Origin of the sequence: Achromobacter sp. DH1f, assembly GCF_000633435.1 — a bacterium.
In the GTDB taxonomy this organism is placed as follows: domain Bacteria; phylum Pseudomonadota; class Gammaproteobacteria; order Burkholderiales; family Burkholderiaceae_B; genus Achromobacter; species Achromobacter deleyi.
The window spans coordinates 79159-95011 of record NZ_AYMF01000010.1; the positions used below are offsets into that span (position 1 = coordinate 79159).

Consider the following 15853-nt stretch of genomic DNA (forward strand, 5'->3'; position numbering starts at 1 on the left):
TGGACTTAACATGGTCCTTGCTGCCGGCATCCGCCGGCGCACCGACAGGATCGTGGAGGTTGTCATGTACTCAAGAACAATACTCAAGCGTATCGCTGTAGTTGCGGCATCCGGGGCATTGGTGGCGGGGTGCGCCACCCAACAGCAGACCAACACTGCCGTGGGAACGGGAGCAGGGGCGGCCATCGGCGCCGGCATCGGCGCCTTGATCGGCCATGGCACGGGGGCCGCGGTCGGCGCGGGCATCGGCGCGGTGGCCGGCGGCTTGGTCGGCTACAACTGGAAGGTGGTCAAGGACGACGTGCAAAGCTCGGGCGCCACGTCGCTGGGCATCGACGTGGTCGAGATGCCGGATGGCAGCCTGAAGGTCAACATTCCCAGCAACGTGTCGTTCGATACGGACAAGACAGACCTCAAGCCGGCGCTGCTGCCCGTGCTGGACAGCGTGGCGCGTTCGCTCAACCAGCATCCCGAGCTGCGGGCCAAGGTGGTGGGCCATACGGACAGCACGGGTGCGCTGGCGCACAACCAGACCTTGTCGGTCAATCGCGCACGCAGCGTGACGGACTACCTGTCCAAACAGGGCGTGGCGGCAACGCGCCTGTCGATCGAAGGCCGCGGGCCCAACGATCCGATCGGCGACAATGCCACCGCGGACGGCCGCGCGCTGAACCGCCGGGTCGAGATCTACCTGTACGCGGTCAAGCAATAGCGGCGCGTGCCGGGCGCCTGGCGCGTAGCCCGCGCCGCGGCGCCCGCCCACGCTTATTCCTGGAGTTCACCATGAGCATGTTTCCCCCTGCCCGCATCGGCACCGACATGGCGGTGGCCGCCCTGTCTGGTTGGCAGGCCGTCGCCATGCGCGACGCCATCGAGAAGCGCTTTCGCTTCGCCAGTTTCAATGCGGCCTTCGGCTTCATGGCGCGAGTGGCCATGTTTGCCGAAAAGCTGAACCATCATCCCGAATGGACCAATGTCTACAACCGGGTGGACGTCACGTTGACGACGCATGACGCGGGCGGCGTGACGGAACTGGATGTGCGCATGGCGCAGTTCATGGACGAGGCTGCCACGCAGATGGGGGCGACCGCGCCGAAGGCGGCCTCGTAGACGCAGGCGCCGTCCGGTTCGCGTGCCCATAAAAAAACCCGCCGGCTGGCGGGTTTTTCGTGAAGCCTGGCGGCCTCAGTTGCGCACGTAGTAGATGCGCATGGCCTGCTGCTTCTGGGCGCCGTCCATGACGCGCAGCACCACGACCTTGGGGGTGAAGCCGTCGGGCAGCTTCAGTTGGCCCAGGGCATAGTCGTAGCGGTCGACATTGAGCGACGGGCCTTCCGGGGTGACGGTGGCGGCGCGACCGTTGGGGTAGCTGCCGTCGATGGAGAAGGTGAGCGTGCCCTTGAAGGGGGCGCCAGTGCGCTCTTCGCGCATCACCAGCACCTGGTAATCGAGCTGGCCGGGCTGGCGCTTGAAGGTGGCCGAGCGGATGCCCAGGTTGCCGCCGCGGGGATCGGGCGGCATGGCGTCCTGGAACAGGACCAATTCCTTGTTCTGGGTTTCCAGCTTGGCGCGGGCATCGGCCAGGTCGGCGGTGAGCTTTTCGTGGCCGGACTTGTTGGCGTCGCGCTGCTGCGTGGCTTCTTCGAGCTGGCTTTGCAGGCGCTGGTTCTCAAGCTTGGAGGCGCTGAGTTCGCTGTGCAATTGCTCGGATTGCTCGACGGTCAGGCGCTGCGGACCGTAGTTGGTTTGCAGGAAGAGCACGCCGCCCGCGCCCAGGGCGATGCCCACCAGAAGCAGGACCAGCCAGCGCGGCATGCGGCGCGTGCGTTGGCCGGGTTGGTATACGGAGGGCTTGAACACGGCCCGTTGCGATCTTCCGAACATCCCCATTCCTAGAAAACTTCCTGTGTGTTGCCTGGCTGCGCGCTGCGCACGCGAGCCAAAGCGTCAGAGAATACCCGGTTAACCCGGGGCGTTGGGCGCGCGGACAAGCCTCGTTGCGCACCTTGATATTGTGAAATATGTGGACATTGGCCGGGACTCAGACCGGGCGGGCAGCGAGCTGCGCGTCGAGGTCGGCCAACCGTTGGGGGGTGCCGACGTCTGTCCATCGGCCTGTATGGCGTGCGCCGCGCACCTTGTCCTGCTCCATGGCTTGCCGGAGCAGGGGGGCCAGTTTGGCGGTCGTGCCGGGGGCAATGCCCGCGAACAGGCTGGGATGGTAGACGCCGAAGCCGGAATAGGTCAAACGGGGTTCGCCGTGGTCATGCACCCGGCCATCGGATTCCAGCACGAAATCGCCCGTGGGGTGGTGCGCCGGGTTGTCGACCATGAGCAGCCAGGCGCTGTCCGCCGGAAGGCAGGCGGCCAGGGCGGGGGCGGTGGCCACGTCCCAGTCGCACCAGATATCGCCGCTGATCACCAGAAACGGGGCCGGACCGAGCAACGGCAGGGCCTGGGCGATGCCGCCGGCGGTTTCCAGGGCGGTGCCTTCCGGCGAATAGCGGATTCGCACGCCGAAACCGGCGCCGTCGCCCAGGGCGCGCTCGATTTCGTGCCCCAGCCAGGCGTGGTTGATGACCACATCGCGGATGCCGGCGGCAGCCAGGCGTTCCAGGTGCCAGACGATCAGCGGCTTGCCGCCGACCGGCAGCATGGGCTTGGGCAGGCGGTCGGTCAGCGGGCGCATGCGTTCGCCGCGGCCCGCGGCCAGGATCATGGCTCGCATCAGAAGGTGTACCCGACGCTGACCTGGCGGTCGTCCAGCTTGTCCAGCAGGCGCAGGAGGGGGGTGAAGACACCATAACGCTGCGCCACCTGGCGCACGTAGCCGTTCACGCGGGGCATGTGGGCCAGGTAATGGGCCTTGCCGTCGCGGTGGTTCAGGCGCGCGAACACGCCCAGGATGCGCAGGTTGCGCTGCAGCCCCATCCATTCATAGGCGCGGTGGAATTCGGCGAAGTCGGCATCCACGGGCAGGCCGGCGGCGCGCGCCATTTCCCAGTAGCGGATGGCCCAGTCCAGTTGCTGGGGCTCTTCCCAGGTGGTGCGGGCGTCGGTGACCAGCGACGCCAGGTCATAGGTGATGGGCCCGGCCAGGGCGTCCTGGAAGTCGATGATGCCCGGGTTGGGGCCGTATTGCGGCTGGTCGCAGACCATCAGGTTGGGCGAATGGAAGTCGCGGTGCACCAGCACCGTGGGCTGGTTGCCGTTGCTGGCGGACAGCAGGGCGAAGATCTTTTCCAGGGCCAGCGCGGTCTTGTCGTCGATGGCGGCGCCATGGTGCTTTTGCACATACCACTCGGGGAACAGCTTGAGTTCGTCGGCCAGCCGGGCGGTGTCGTAGTGGGCCAGGCCGGTGGTGGCCGACTGTTGCAGCCGCACCAGCGCGGCCAGGGCATCGCGGTACAGCGATTGCAGGCGGGCGTCGTCCAGGCCGTCCTGGATGCGTTGGTAATAGGTCTGTTCGCCCAGGTCGGACAGCAGCAGCAGGCCCTGGTCCAGGTCTTGCGCCAGCACGGCGGGCACGTTCAGGCCGGCATCGCGCAGCAGTTGCCCCACGTGCAGGAACGGGCGGCAGTCTTCGTGCTGGGGCGGGGCGTCCATGACAATCAGGGTGCGGCCGGCGGCGTCCAGGCGGAAATAGCGGCGGAAGCTGGCATCGGCGGAGGCGGGACGCAGCGTGTCCAGCGCCAGGCCCAGCTGGGCGGGCAGGCCTGCCAGCCAGGCGCGGATCTGCGCCAGGCGGGGGTCATGATCGTTTTTCAAGGAAGATCCGTGTCAGAAGGGCAATATTGCTGAAATTTGGGTTCCGCGCACATAAGGCTGGGCGTCTGGCGCGGCTTCTCTATAATACCGGCTCGTTTCCGTTAGCATTGGCCCTTCTTGGGCGCCGGTGCCTGGTTCCCCCATCGTAAAAAAGGGCTGTTTTCACTCGTGCGCAAGGTTCGGTGGTTGATCCTATCTGCTATCAGCGTCGCCGGGGCCGCTCAGGCCCAGGGCAGCCAAGGTTCGGCTCCCTCGTCGACGTCGATCACCGCGGCTCCCGAGCTGCGCACCTCCCCCGGACTGCGGATGCACCGCCTGCCGGACGGGAATATCCCTGCCTACATGGAGGCCGACACGATCGAAGGTGATCCGGACTCCGACCTGACGCTGACCGGCGCGGCGCAGGTGCGCCGCATCGACGGCGTGATCAAGGGCGACCGCATCAACTATCGCAAGGACACGGGTGACGTCGACGTCCAGGGCAATGCGCGCATGATGCGCGATGGCACCCTGGTGACCGGTCCGACCGCCAAGTTCAACGTCGACAAGTATTCCGGCGAAGTCGAAAAGCCCAACTTCTGGCTGGGCGCCACGGGCGGCTTTGCCGTGGCCGACAAGGCCGACATCTTCAGCAAGTCGCAGATGCGGCTGCACACGGTGACCTACAGCGGCTGCGCTTGCGAGACGCCGTCCTGGTACATCAAGGCCAACACGGTCGACATCGACTTCGACGAAAACGAAGGCGTGGCCCGTAGCGGCGTGCTGTATTTCAAGGATGTGCCGATCCTGGCGTCGCCCTACATGACCTTCCCGGTCAAGAAAGAGCGCAAGTCGGGCTTTTTGGTGCCGACCTACGGCACGACCAGCAAGGGCGGCTTTGATTTTTCGCTGCCTTACTACCTGAATATTGCGCCGAACTACGACGCGACCATCCAGCCGCGTTACTTCTCCAAGCGCGGGCTGCAACTGGGCGGCGAGTTCCGCTATCTGGGATGGGGCTACAACGGCAGTGTCTATGGCGCCTATCTGCCCAATGACAATGTCTCTGGCGAAAACCGATGGATGTACTGGTGGCGCCACCAGCAGCTGTTGTCCAACGGTTTCTACGCCGACTGGGACGTGGCCAAAGTCTCGGACAACGACTATTTCCGCGATATTTCGCAGTTGGGCCTGAATCAGGCATCGACCACGTATCTGCCGCAGCGCGCGCGGGTGGGTTGGGCATCGAACTACTGGAGCGCCTACGCCCAGGTCTACAAGTATCAGACCTTGCAGGATCCCAACGCCCTGCTGACGCCGCCGTACGACAAAGAGCCCGAGCTGTTCCTGCGCGGCGCCCGATACGATTGGGGCGGTTTCGACGTCGAATGGACCTCGACCGCCGTTCGCTTCAGCCAGCCGCTGTTGCTGGGCAAGCGCAACGGCCCCAATGGCGATCGTCTGCAGACGTATCCGACGGTGTCGTACCCGATCGTCCGTCCGGGCTGGTTCGTGGTGCCCAAGGTGGGCGTCAATTACACCCAGTACCAGACCAGTTGGTATAACGGCGACTACCTCGGCCTGAATGCCGGGACCGCCAACGCCGGCACATCGGTCGGCTATCCGCGTTCGCAATCGCGCACCGTGCCGATCATGTCGCTGGATACCGGCCTGATCTTCGAGCGTGACACCACGCTGTTCGGCAAGGCGTCGACGCAAACGCTGGAACCCCGCCTGTATTACCTGCGCGTGCCGTATCGCGACCAATCCAAGATTCCGGTCTACGACACCTCGCTGTCCGACTTCAGCTTTTCGCAGGCCTTCGAAGAGAACATCTATACCGGTGGCTGGGACCGCATTTCCAATGCCAACCAGTTGACCGCCGCGTTGACGACCCGTTGGCTCGACGCCTCGTCCGGTTTCGAGCGCGCGTCCCTGGCCGTGGCGCAGCGGCTGTATTTCGCCGACCAGCAAGTGACCCTGCCGGGCGAAACGCCGCGTGAAAACGTGCGTTCCGACTTCCTGGTGGGCGCCAGCGCTGCGCTCACCGATACGTTCACCACCGATGTGGCGGCGCAGTACAACCCCTACGACAACCGTTGGTCGCGCACGTTGCTGAGCGGCCGCTGGTCGCCGCAGCGCCTGACCACGATCGCCTTGGCGTATCGTTATCAGCGCGATCCGCAAACCGGTGTTCAGTACCAGCCCCAAGGCCAGAACCAGATCAGCCTGGCGGTCCAGTGGCCGTTCACCAAGCGCTGGTATGGCGTGGGCCGGGTTGACTACTCGCTGCGTAATGGGCCTTCCAGCACCGTGAGCGGCACGACCGATTCCCCGCGTATCACGCAGGCCATTGCCGGCGTCGAATACAAGGGCGACTGCTGCTGGGTTGGCCGAATGGTGTTCCAACGCTATGCCGTGTCAGCCACCGACGCCAATACGGCGCTGTTTTTCCAGCTTGAGTTGACCGGACTGGGTTCCCTGGGAACCGATCCGATGAACCTGCTGAATAGAAGTATCCCCGGTTATTCGAACATCACCCCGCCTGTTCCTACCGGGACCACATTTGAAAGGTATGAATGATGCGTAGGTTGCACTCTTTGCGTCGCTTCTCCGGCAACGCGCTGTTGCTGGCCGTTTGCGCCGCCTTCTCCGCCGCGCACGCAGCGGAGCCGACCGGCAAGGGCGGCAAGAACGCGCCCACCGCGCAGAAAGCCGCGCCGCAGCCTGCGGGCGAACAGTTCGTCGATGGCATTGCTGCCGTGGTCGACAAGGATGTGATCACCCTGCGCGAACTGCGCGACGCCTCGCTGCGCATCGCCGGCGAACTCAAGGCGCGTGGCATCCAGGTGCCCGACGACAAGACGCTGCAGCACCAGGTGCTGCAACGCCTGATCATGGAACGGGTGCAGCGCCACGAAGCCGACCGCATGGGCATCCGCGTCGACGAAGCCCAGGTCGACCAGGCCATCAAGACCATCGCCGACCGCAACAAGATCACCGCCGCGCAACTGCGCCAGGAAATCGAGAAGTCCGGCACCACCTGGGACAGCTACCGCAAGTCGCTGCGCGACGAGATCCGTTCGGATCGCCTGCGCCAGCGCGCGGTGGATTCCAACATCGTCATCTCCGATGCCGAAGTGGATGCCTTCCTGAAAGACCAGCGCCGCAACCCGGCGTTCGCTGCCGCTTCGCAGCCGGCCCAGCAGGCCGCGCCGCAGGTGCAGCCGGAAGCCGCACCCGAACAGGCTGCCGCAGCCGCCGGCCCGATGCTCTACGCCGTGGCGCAGATCCTGGTGCGTGTGCCGGAAGGCTCGTCGCCGGACCAGGTGGCCGCCTTGCGCAAGAAGGCCGAAGATCTGCTGGCGCGCGCCAAGCGCGGCGACGACTTCGCCAGCCTGGCCGCCGCCGGTTCCGACGGTCCCGAAGCCTTGCAGGGCGGGGTCATGGGCGTGCGTCCGCTGGACGGCTGGCCCGACCTGTTCGCCAAGGCCATCGCCAATCTGCAAAAAGGCCAGGTCAGCACGCTGCTGCAAAGTGGCAACGGCTTCCATATCCTGAAGGTCATGGACCGCGGCACGGCGCAGCCCGCGCCCAGCCGCACGGCCCGCGCACCGGCGCCCACGCCGGCGCCGCAGCCGCGTCCGCAGCCCCAGGCGCAAGCGCCGCAAGGTCCCGTGGAAGTGATGCAGACGCATGCGCGCCACATCCTCATCAAGACCTCGACCGTCATGAGCGACGAGCAGGCTCGTCAGCGCCTGGAACAGGTGCGTCAGCGCCTGGTGGCCGGCGATGCCAAGTTCGAAGACATGGCGCGCCAGTACTCGCAGGACGCGACCGCGCCGCAGGGCGGCGATCTGGGCTGGCTGAACCCGGGCGAGACCGTGCCGCCCTTCGAGGCCGCCATGAACGCGCTCAAGCCGGGTGAAATCAGCCAACCGATCCAGACGCCGTTCGGCTGGCACCTGATCCAGGTCGAAGAGCGCCGCCAGCATGACGCCACCGACGACCTGGCGCGCATGAAGGCCCGCCAGATCCTGTTCGAGCGCCGCGCCCAACCCGCTTTTGAAGATTGGCTTGATCAACTGCGCGCCCAGGCGTACGTGGACAACCGTCTTGAGAAGCAGGACCGTATCAACCAGAACAACCGCTGATCACCAGCCCAGGCTTTTCATGTCTTCACACCAGGCGCGCAAGCGCTTTGGCCAGAACTTCCTGACCGACGAAAGCGTGGTCGAGTCCATCGTCCGGGCAGTTGGACCCGCCCGCGACGATGCCGTGGTCGAGATCGGCCCCGGCTTGTCGGCCCTGACCCGGCCGCTGCTCGAACGGCTGAATCACCTGACCGCGGTTGAAATCGACCGCGACCTGGCGGCCCGCCTGCGCAAGCAGTTCGAACCCGACCGCCTGACGGTGGTCGAGGCCGATGCCCTGACGGTGGATTTCTCGCAATTCGGCAACGGCCTGCGGGTGGTGGGCAACCTGCCCTACAACATTTCCAGCCCGCTGCTGTTTCACCTGATGACCTGGGCCGACCACATCCGCGACCAGCATTTCATGCTGCAGCGCGAAGTGATCGACCGCATGGTGGCGCAGGCCGGCAGCGGCGATTTCAGCCGCCTGTCCGTGATGCTGCAATCGCGCTACCGCATGCACAAGCTGTTCGACGTGCCGCCCGAGGCCTTCGATCCGCCGCCCAAGGTGGTGTCGGCCATCGTGCGCATGGTGCCGCTGCCGGCCGACCGCTTGCGGCCGGTCAGCGAGCGCGCCTTCGAAACCGTGGTGGCCCGCGCGTTTTCGCAGCGTCGCAAGATGCTGCGCCGGGTGCTGGCCGACTGGGCGCCGCAAGTGCCCTGGGAAGCGCTGGACATCGCGCCCACGGCGCGCGCCGAGGATATCTCGGTGGATCGCTACATCCGCTTGTCGGATGCGCTGGTCGAGGCCGGCATCTTGCAACGCGGCTGAAACTGCATCGCCATCAAGAAAGCCCGCGTCGAGCGGGCTTTTTTTCGTGCCGGAAAAATGGCGTCGCGTTGGCGGTGCCGGGAAAACGGCACGGCCAAAACAGCAAAGCCAAAGCAGCACAGCGAAAACGCGCGGGCTACAGCATGCGCTTTTGCGCGGCCATCCATAGCTGCATGACGTCGCGCGCACGATCGTGCAGCAGGCGTTCGGCGTCGGTCAGGGCCTGCTGCAGCGTGATGGGGCCGGGCGCCAGGCTGAAGGCGGCGCTGATGCCGCAGGCGTGCAGGGCCTCGTAGCCCTCGCCCAGCGAACCGGCCAGGGCCACCACCGGCACGCCGGCCTGGCGGGCGATGCGGGCCACGCCGGCGGGCGTCTTGCCGCGCAGGGTCTGTGCGTCCATGCGGCCTTCGCCGGTGAAGGCCAGCGCGGCGCCTTGCATGGCGGCGGCCAGGCCGCCGAGTTCGGCCACGATGTCCACGCCGGGACGGAACTGCGCGTTGAGGAAGGTCTTGGCCGCAAAGCTCAGGCCGCCCGCAGCGCCCGCACCGGCTTCGTCGCGGCGGTCGGCGCCCAGTTGGCGCGCACAGACGTCGGCAAAGTGCGACAGCATGTCGTCCAGCATCAGCACCTGTTCGGGCGAGGCGCCTTTTTGCGGACCGAAGATGTGGGACGCGCCTTGCGGGCCGCACAGCGGGTTGTCGACGTCGGAGGCGATGTCGATGCGGACATCGGCCAGGCGCGCATCCAGCCCGCGCGTATCGATGCTGGCCAGTTGGCCCAGTGCGCCGCCGCCGGGCGGCAGGCTGCGGCCTTCTTTGTCGAGCAGGCGCAGGCCCAACGCCGTGAGCATGCCGGCGCCGGCGTCATTGGTGGCCGAGCCGCCCAGGCCCAGGATGATGTGCCTGGCGCCCGCATCCAGCGCGGCCAGGATCAATTCGCCCACCCCGTGGCTGCTGGCGCGCAGGGGGGCGCGCTTGGACGGTGGGATCAGTTCCAGGCCGGCCGCCGCGGCCATTTCGATGATGGCGGTGCCGTCATCGAGCAAGCCCCAGACGGCATCGACCTTGTGGCCGAGCGCATCGTTGACGGTGCGTTGGCGCGCCTGGCCGCCTGCCGCGGCCAGCACGGCCTGTACCGTGCCTTCGCCGCCGTCGGCCATCGGAATGCATACGGTCTGCGCGCCGGGAAAGGCGGCCTTGACGCCGCGCGCGATGGCCGCTGCGGCGTCGGGTGCGGAAACGCTTTCTTTGAACGAGTCAGGAGCGATGACGATTTTCACGGAGTCGGCGGCACAGAGAGGGTGTCAGGGTGTTGACCATGATACCCGTGCATCCGCGGCCGGCGTACCATAACGCTTTCGTTGTTCATGTGAGAGTGGATCGCCATGCCTGTATTGCGCCGCACCAAAATTGTCGCCACCCTGGGCCCGTCGACGTCGACGCCCGAACGCATCGACGCCATGATCAAGGCGGGCCTGGATGTGGCACGGCTGAACTTCTCGCACGGCAGTGCCGACGATCACCGAGAACGCGCCCGCCTGGTGCGCGAGACCGCCGCGCGGCAAGGCCGCTTCGTTGCCGTCATGGGCGATCTGCAAGGCCCCAAGATTCGCATCGCGCGTTTCACCGACAAGCTGGTGCATCTGCAGGTGGGCCAGCCGTTCACGCTGTCGCGCGTGCATCCGAAAGATGCCGGCACGGCCAGCATCGTGGGCATCGACTACCCAGAACTGGTGCAGGATTGCCGCGTGGGCGACGAGCTGCTGCTCGATGACGGCCGCGTGGTGCTGGTGGTGGACCGGGTCGAAGGCGACGAGGTCCACACCACTGTCACCGTGGGCGGCCCGCTGTCCAACAACAAGGGCATCAACCGGCGCGGCGGCGGCCTGTCTGCGCCCAGCCTGACCGACAAGGATCGCGTTGACATCAAGCTGGCCGCCGAGATGCAGCTGGACTTCGTGGCGGTGTCGTTCCCGCGTTATGGCAGCGACATCGACGAGGCGCGCGAACTGCTGCGCGCGGCGGGCAGCGACGCGTGGATCATTGCCAAGATCGAACGCGCCGAAGCCGTGGCCGACGACGAGGCGCTGGACGCGCTGATCCGCGCCAGCGACGGCGTGATGGTGGCGCGCGGCGACCTGGGCGTGGAAGTGGGCGACGCCGAGCTCGTCGGCATCCAGAAGCGCATCATCCAGCACGCGCGGACGCTGAACAAGGTGGTGATCACCGCGACCCAGATGATGGAGTCCATGATTTCCAGCCCCATCCCCACGCGCGCCGAAGTGTCGGACGTGGCCAATGCGGTGCTGGACTACACCGATGCCGTGATGCTGTCGGCCGAAAGCGCGTCGGGCCAGTACCCGGTCGAAACCGTGCAGGCCATGGCGCGGGTGTGCCTGGGCGCCGAAAAGCATCCCACCAGCACGCAGTCGCACCACCGTCTGGGCGAAACCTTCACGCGCTGCGACGAAACCATTGCGCTGGCGGCCATGTATGCGGCCAACCACTTTCCGGGCGTGAAGGCGATCATCGCGCTGACCGAAAGCGGCCACACGCCGTTGATCATGTCGCGCATCCGTTCCGGCGTGCCGATCTATTGCTACAGCCCGCACAGCGTCACGCAGAATCGCGTCACCATGTTCCGCGGCGTCTACACCATTCCGTTCGCGCCGTCCGACTACGAGCCGGCCGACCTGAGCAACGCCGCCATCGACGAACTGAAAAAGCGCAACCTGGTGAAGGAAGGCGACTGGGTCATCCTGACCAAGGGCGATTTCTACCGCGACAGCGGCGGCACCAATGGCATGAAGATCCTGCTGGTCGATTGAACGGGCGGCGGCGTCGGCCCGTACCAGGACCGGCGCCGCTGGCGTTCAGCCGAAGAACCAGTAGCACACGCCGATGGCCGCGAGCACGCCGGCCAGGTCGGCGATCAGCGCGCAGCCGACCGCATGGCGCGCGCGCAGGATGCCGACCGAACCGAAGTACACGGCCAGCACATAGAAGGTGGTTTCGGTGCTGCCTTGCACCACCGCCGCCAGCAGCGCCGGGAAGCTGTCCACGCCGAAATGCGTCATGGTTTCGAGCATCATGGCGCGGGCGGCGCTGCCCGAGAACGGCTTGACCAATGCAGTGGGCAGCGCGTCGACGAAACGCGTGTCCCAGCCGGCATGGGCGGCAAGCCAGCGGATGCCATCGAGCAGGAAGTCCAGCGCGCCGGATGCCCGCAGCACGCCCACCGCGCACAGCATGGCCACCAGGTACGGCAACAGGCTCTTGGCGATGTCGAAGCCTTCCTTGGCGCCTTCGATGAAGGCCTCGTAGACCGGCACCTTTTTCCAGGCGCCCACGACCAGGAAGGCGAGCAGGATGCCGAACAGGGCCAGGTTGCCCATCAGCGACGACAGCGCGGCGATGGCGGTGGCCGACATGCTGGCCAATAGCGCCATGAACCCGCCCAGCACCAGCGCCACGCCGCCCAGCCACAGCAGGATGACCGGATCGGCCAGCCGCAGGCGCTGGCAGGCCGCCACCGCCAGGAAGCCGGCCAGCGTGGATGCGCTGGTGGCCAGCAGGATCGGCAGGAATACCAGGGTGGGGTCGGGCGCGCCCTGCTGGGCGCGGAACATGAACAGGGTCACCGGCAGCAGCGTCAAGGACGACGCATTGAGCACCAGGAACAGGATCTGCGCGTTGCTGGCGGTGTCGGGCTTGGGGTTGAGCGCTTGCAGCTCGCGCATGGCGCGCAGGCCGATGGGCGTGGCGGCGTTGTCCAGGCCCAGGCCGTTGGCGGCGAAATTCAGGGTGATGAGGCCGATGGCGGGATGGTTGCGCGGCACCTCCGGCATCAGCCGGGCAAACAGCGGCCCCAGCAGCCACGCCAGCTTTTCGACCAGGCCCGCGCGTTCGGCGATGCGCAGAAAGCCCAGCCACAGCGTGAGCGTGCCGAACAGCAGCACCATGACTTCGACCGAGACCCGCGCCATGTCGAACAGGCTGGCGACCATGGCGCGAAAGACGTCGGGGTCGCCGATGGCCAGCCAGCGGTACAGGGCGGCAGCGGTGGCCGTCAGGAAAAAGCCCAGCCAGAGTTTGTTCAGCATGCGGCGTGTGCCTGGATAGCGGTTGATTGCGTTCCCGCAAAGGGGAGGCCCATTGTCGCAGAGTCAGCCCTGTCCAGCTTGGCCCCGGCGGGCCAATTCTGGTACTTTGGCCTGATACGCCCAGTGGCATCGAACAAGAAGGGGAGCACATGGATTTGAACGCATGGCGCCGGCGCCGCATCTCCGAACCCGCTTACCGTTGGGCCCGCAAGGCCATGCCGCCGTTGTCGCCCACCGAACGCGAAGCCATCGAGGCCGGCGACACCTGGTGGGACGCCGACCTGTTCACGGGCAACCCCGACTGGCGCAAGCTGCTCGACGTGCCTGCGGCCACCCTGACGCCCGACGAACAACGCTTCATCGACGGCCCCGTGGCGCAGCTGTGCGCCATGCTGGACGAATGGGACATCACCTGGCACCGGCGCGACCTGCCGCCCGAGGTCTGGGCCTTTCTGAAGGCGCAGCGCTTTTTCGGCATGATCATCCCCAAGCGCTACGGCGGGCTGGGCTTTTCGCCTTACGCGCATTCCGAAGTGGTGCGGCGCATTTCCGCCTATTCCATCACCACCGGGGTCACCGTCATGGTGCCCAATTCACTGGGGCCGGGCGAGCTGCTGCTGCAGTTCGGCACCCCTGCCCAGCGTGACTATTGGCTGCCTCGCCTGGCCGATGGCCGCGAGGTGCCGTGCTTCGGGCTGACCAGCCCCGAAGCGGGGTCAGACGCTGCGTCCATGGTCGATACCGGCATCGTCTGCCGCCAGGTGGTCGATGGCCGTGAACTGATCGGCGTGCGGCTGAACTGGCACAAGCGCTACATCACGCTGGGGCCGGTGGCCACGGTGCTGGGGCTGGCATTCAAGATGTCGGACCCCGATGGCATCCTGGGCGGCGCGCGCGACATCGGCATTTCGGTGGCGCTGGTGCCCACCGACGCGCCCGGCGTCGAGATCGGCCGCCGCCACCTGCCGGCCATGCAGGTGTTCCAGAACGGCCCCAACCGCGGCCACGACGTGTTCGTGCCGCTGGACGCCCTGATCGGCGGGGCCGAACGCGCCGGCCATGGCTGGCAGATGCTGATGAGCGCGCTGGCTGCGGGGCGCGGCATTTCGCTGCCGTCGCTGTCGGCCGCCGCCTGCGTCATGAGCGCGCACGCCACCGGCATGTATGCGCGGGTGCGTGAGCAATTCGGCATCCCGGTGGGCAAGTTCGAAGGCGTGCAGGAAAGGCTGGCCAGCCTGGCGGGCAATGCCTACCTGGTGGAGGCCGCCCGCCGGCTGACCTGCGCGGCGCTGAACCAGGGGGTGAAGCCGGCGGTGGTGTCGGGCATCATGAAGTACCACGCCACCGAGCGCATGCGGGTGTCGGTCAACGACGCCATGGACGTGCATGCCGGCCGGGCGGTCATCGACGGGCCCAGCAACTACCTCGGCGCGCTGTACCGTGCGGTGCCCATCGCCATCACGGTGGAAGGCGCCAACATCCTGACCCGCAACCTGATCATCTTCGGTCAGGGCGCCATTCGCGCGCATCCGTACCTGATGCCGGAAATGCTGGCGCTGGGCAACCCCGACGAAGAGCGCGGCATGGAGGTCTTCCATGACGTGTTCTGGCGTCACTTGCGGCATACCGGCATGAATGCGTTGCGTGCCATTGGCCGTGCCTGGACAGGCGGCGTCCTGGCGCCGTCGCCGGTGTCCGGACCCACCGCCCGGCACTATCGCCGGCTGGGGCGCTATGCGTCCGGCTTCGCGCTGCTGGCAGATGCCACGCTGGCCCAGCTGGGCGGCGGGCTGAAGCGTCGCGAGATGATCTCGGCGCGGCTGGGCGACATTCTGTCCGAGCTGTACCTGCTGTCGGCGGTGCTCAAGCGCTGGGAGGACGAAGGCCGCAAGCACGACGACCTGCCGCTGGTGCATTGGTGCCTGCAGCAAGGCTACGCGGAAATCGAAAAACGCATGGACCAGGTGCTGTCGAACCTGCCCGGCCGGGTGATGGCCTGGGGCTTGCGGGCCGCCATCCTGCCGCTGCGGTTGGCCAAGGGGCCGGACGATGCACTGACCCGCGAATGCGCCGAACTGCTGCTCAAGCCGTCGCCCACGCACGTGCGGTTGGCGGCCGATCTGCAACGGGCGGCGGCCGGCAGTGCGCAAGACGATGATCCGCTGGCGCTGCTGACACGCGCCTTTGCGGTGGTGGATGCGGTGCAGCCCATCCGCGACCGGCTCAAGCAGTCGGGCGTGCGCGACTGGCGCGAGGCGCATCGCCATGGCGCGATCTCGGCATCGCAGGCGGCGCAGCTGGAAGAGGCCGAGGCGATCGTGTCGCGGGTGCTGCAAGTGGATGACTTCGCGCCGAGCGACCTGTCGCCGCAGGCGGCAGAGGCCGAAGCCACGCCGGGCCGCGAGCCTGCGGCCAAGGCCTCAGCCGCGCCGGCACACGAGCCCGCGGCCAAGGCCGATGCCGGCACGGACGTCAAGCCCGCGCCGACACCGCCCGCCGATCAGTCGTCCTGATTCGGGTCCATGCCCGGGAACAGGATTTCAGTGAAGCCGAACTTCGTGAAATCCTGGATCCGGGATGGGTACAGCCGGCCGATCAGGTGGTCGCATTCGTGCTGCACCACCCGGGCATGGAAGCCTTCGGCCTCGCGCTCGATGTCGCGGCCGTAGGGGTCCTTGCCGGTGTAGCGGATGTGGCGGTAGCGCGGCACCGTGCCGCGCAGGCCCGGCACCGACAGGCAGCCTTCCCAGCCGTCTTCCATTTCGTCCGAGAGCGGCGTGATGACGGGATTGCACAGGATCGTCTGCGGCACCGCGGGCGCGTCGGGATAGCGCTCGTTGCGGTCAAAACCGAAGATGACCAATTGCAGGTCCACGCCGATCTGCGGCGCGGCCAGGCCGACGCCCTGCGCCGCCGCCATGGTCTCGAACATGTCTGCGATCAGGGCGTGCAGCTCGGGGGTATCGAAGCGCTCGACCGGCGGCGCGACGCGCAGCAGCCGGGGATCGCCCATTTTGAGGATGGTGTGGATCATGATGA

Annotated in this window: 13 protein-coding genes; 7 read left to right on the forward strand and 6 right to left on the reverse strand. The window is 66.8% G+C overall.

The genetic code is table 11. The features are described 5' to 3' along the window. Positions 1-64: 64 nt before the first annotated feature. Positions 65-712 carry an OmpA family protein gene (locus U858_RS0108180; RefSeq protein ID WP_025136681.1) on the forward strand — a complete coding sequence of 216 codons (648 nt, stop codon included), beginning with the start codon at positions 65-67 and terminating at the stop codon, positions 710-712. Positions 713-783: 71 nt separating this feature from the next. Beyond that, on the forward strand, positions 784-1110 hold the full coding sequence (locus U858_RS0108185; RefSeq protein ID WP_025136682.1) for a 4a-hydroxytetrahydrobiopterin dehydratase: 327 nt from the start codon (positions 784-786) through the stop codon (positions 1108-1110). Between the two features lie 75 nt (positions 1111-1185). Here the strand turns inward: U858_RS0108185 and U858_RS0108190 are convergent, their stop codons facing one another. The 3 genes from U858_RS0108190 to U858_RS0108200 form a co-directional block, all read right to left on the reverse strand. Beyond that, the gene (locus U858_RS0108190) at positions 1186-1884 is read right to left on the reverse strand and encodes a DUF6776 family protein (protein WP_025136683.1); all 699 of its coding nucleotides are present in this window, start codon (positions 1882-1884) and stop codon (positions 1186-1188) included. 157 nt (positions 1885-2041) lie between these two features. Further along, complete coding sequence (gene murU / locus U858_RS0108195) at positions 2042-2728, reverse strand: N-acetylmuramate alpha-1-phosphate uridylyltransferase MurU (RefSeq protein WP_025136684.1); 687 nt, start codon at positions 2726-2728, stop codon at positions 2042-2044. Beyond that, a complete protein-coding gene (locus U858_RS0108200; RefSeq protein ID WP_025136685.1) occupies positions 2728-3768 on the reverse strand; it encodes an aminoglycoside phosphotransferase family protein in 1041 nt (346 codons plus the stop codon). Before U858_RS0108200 ends, murU begins: the two co-directional genes overlap by 1 nt. A 168-nt stretch (positions 3769-3936) precedes the next feature. Between U858_RS0108200 and U858_RS0108205 the strand changes: the two genes are divergently transcribed. The 3 genes from U858_RS0108205 to rsmA are packed head-to-tail and all read left to right on the forward strand — an operon-like array spanning position 3937 to position 8712. Further along, positions 3937-6330, forward strand: coding sequence for an LPS-assembly protein LptD (locus tag U858_RS0108205; RefSeq protein ID WP_025136686.1), 2394 nt, complete (start codon positions 3937-3939; stop codon positions 6328-6330). Then, the gene (locus tag U858_RS0108210; RefSeq protein WP_025136687.1) at positions 6327-7901 is read left to right on the forward strand and encodes a peptidylprolyl isomerase; all 1575 of its coding nucleotides are present in this window, start codon (positions 6327-6329) and stop codon (positions 7899-7901) included. Before U858_RS0108205 ends, U858_RS0108210 begins: the two co-directional genes overlap by 4 nt. A gap of 19 nt (positions 7902-7920) precedes the next feature. Further along, a complete protein-coding gene (gene rsmA / locus U858_RS0108215) occupies positions 7921-8712 on the forward strand; it encodes a 16S rRNA (adenine(1518)-N(6)/adenine(1519)-N(6))-dimethyltransferase RsmA (protein WP_025136688.1) in 792 nt (263 codons plus the stop codon). 136 nt (positions 8713-8848) lie between these two features. On the opposite strand, the gene U858_RS0108220 is transcribed toward rsmA, so the two are convergent. Next, on the reverse strand, positions 8849-9991 hold the full coding sequence (locus U858_RS0108220; protein WP_025136689.1) for a glycerate kinase: 1143 nt from the start codon (positions 9989-9991) through the stop codon (positions 8849-8851). A 105-nt stretch (positions 9992-10096) separates the two neighbouring features. Between U858_RS0108220 and pyk the strand changes: the two genes are divergently transcribed. After that, the gene (gene pyk, locus U858_RS0108225; RefSeq protein ID WP_025136690.1) at positions 10097-11539 is read left to right on the forward strand and encodes a pyruvate kinase; all 1443 of its coding nucleotides are present in this window, start codon (positions 10097-10099) and stop codon (positions 11537-11539) included. A gap of 45 nt (positions 11540-11584) precedes the next feature. On the opposite strand, the gene U858_RS0108230 is transcribed toward pyk, so the two are convergent. Further along, the gene (locus U858_RS0108230; protein ID WP_025136691.1) at positions 11585-12814 is read right to left on the reverse strand and encodes a nucleoside recognition domain-containing protein; all 1230 of its coding nucleotides are present in this window, start codon (positions 12812-12814) and stop codon (positions 11585-11587) included. Positions 12815-12963: 149 nt separating this feature from the next. Here U858_RS0108230 and U858_RS0108235 point away from each other — a divergent pair, with 149 nt between their 5' ends. Next, positions 12964-15327 (forward strand): acyl-CoA dehydrogenase, encoded by a 2364-nt coding sequence (locus tag U858_RS0108235; RefSeq protein ID WP_025136692.1) that lies wholly within the window; start codon positions 12964-12966, stop codon positions 15325-15327. Here U858_RS0108235 and def read toward each other — a convergent pair. Continuing rightward, a complete protein-coding gene (gene def, locus U858_RS0108240; RefSeq protein WP_025136693.1) occupies positions 15315-15848 on the reverse strand; it encodes a peptide deformylase in 534 nt (177 codons plus the stop codon). The genes U858_RS0108235 and def overlap by 13 nt on opposite strands. Between the last annotated feature and the right edge of the window lie 5 nt (positions 15849-15853).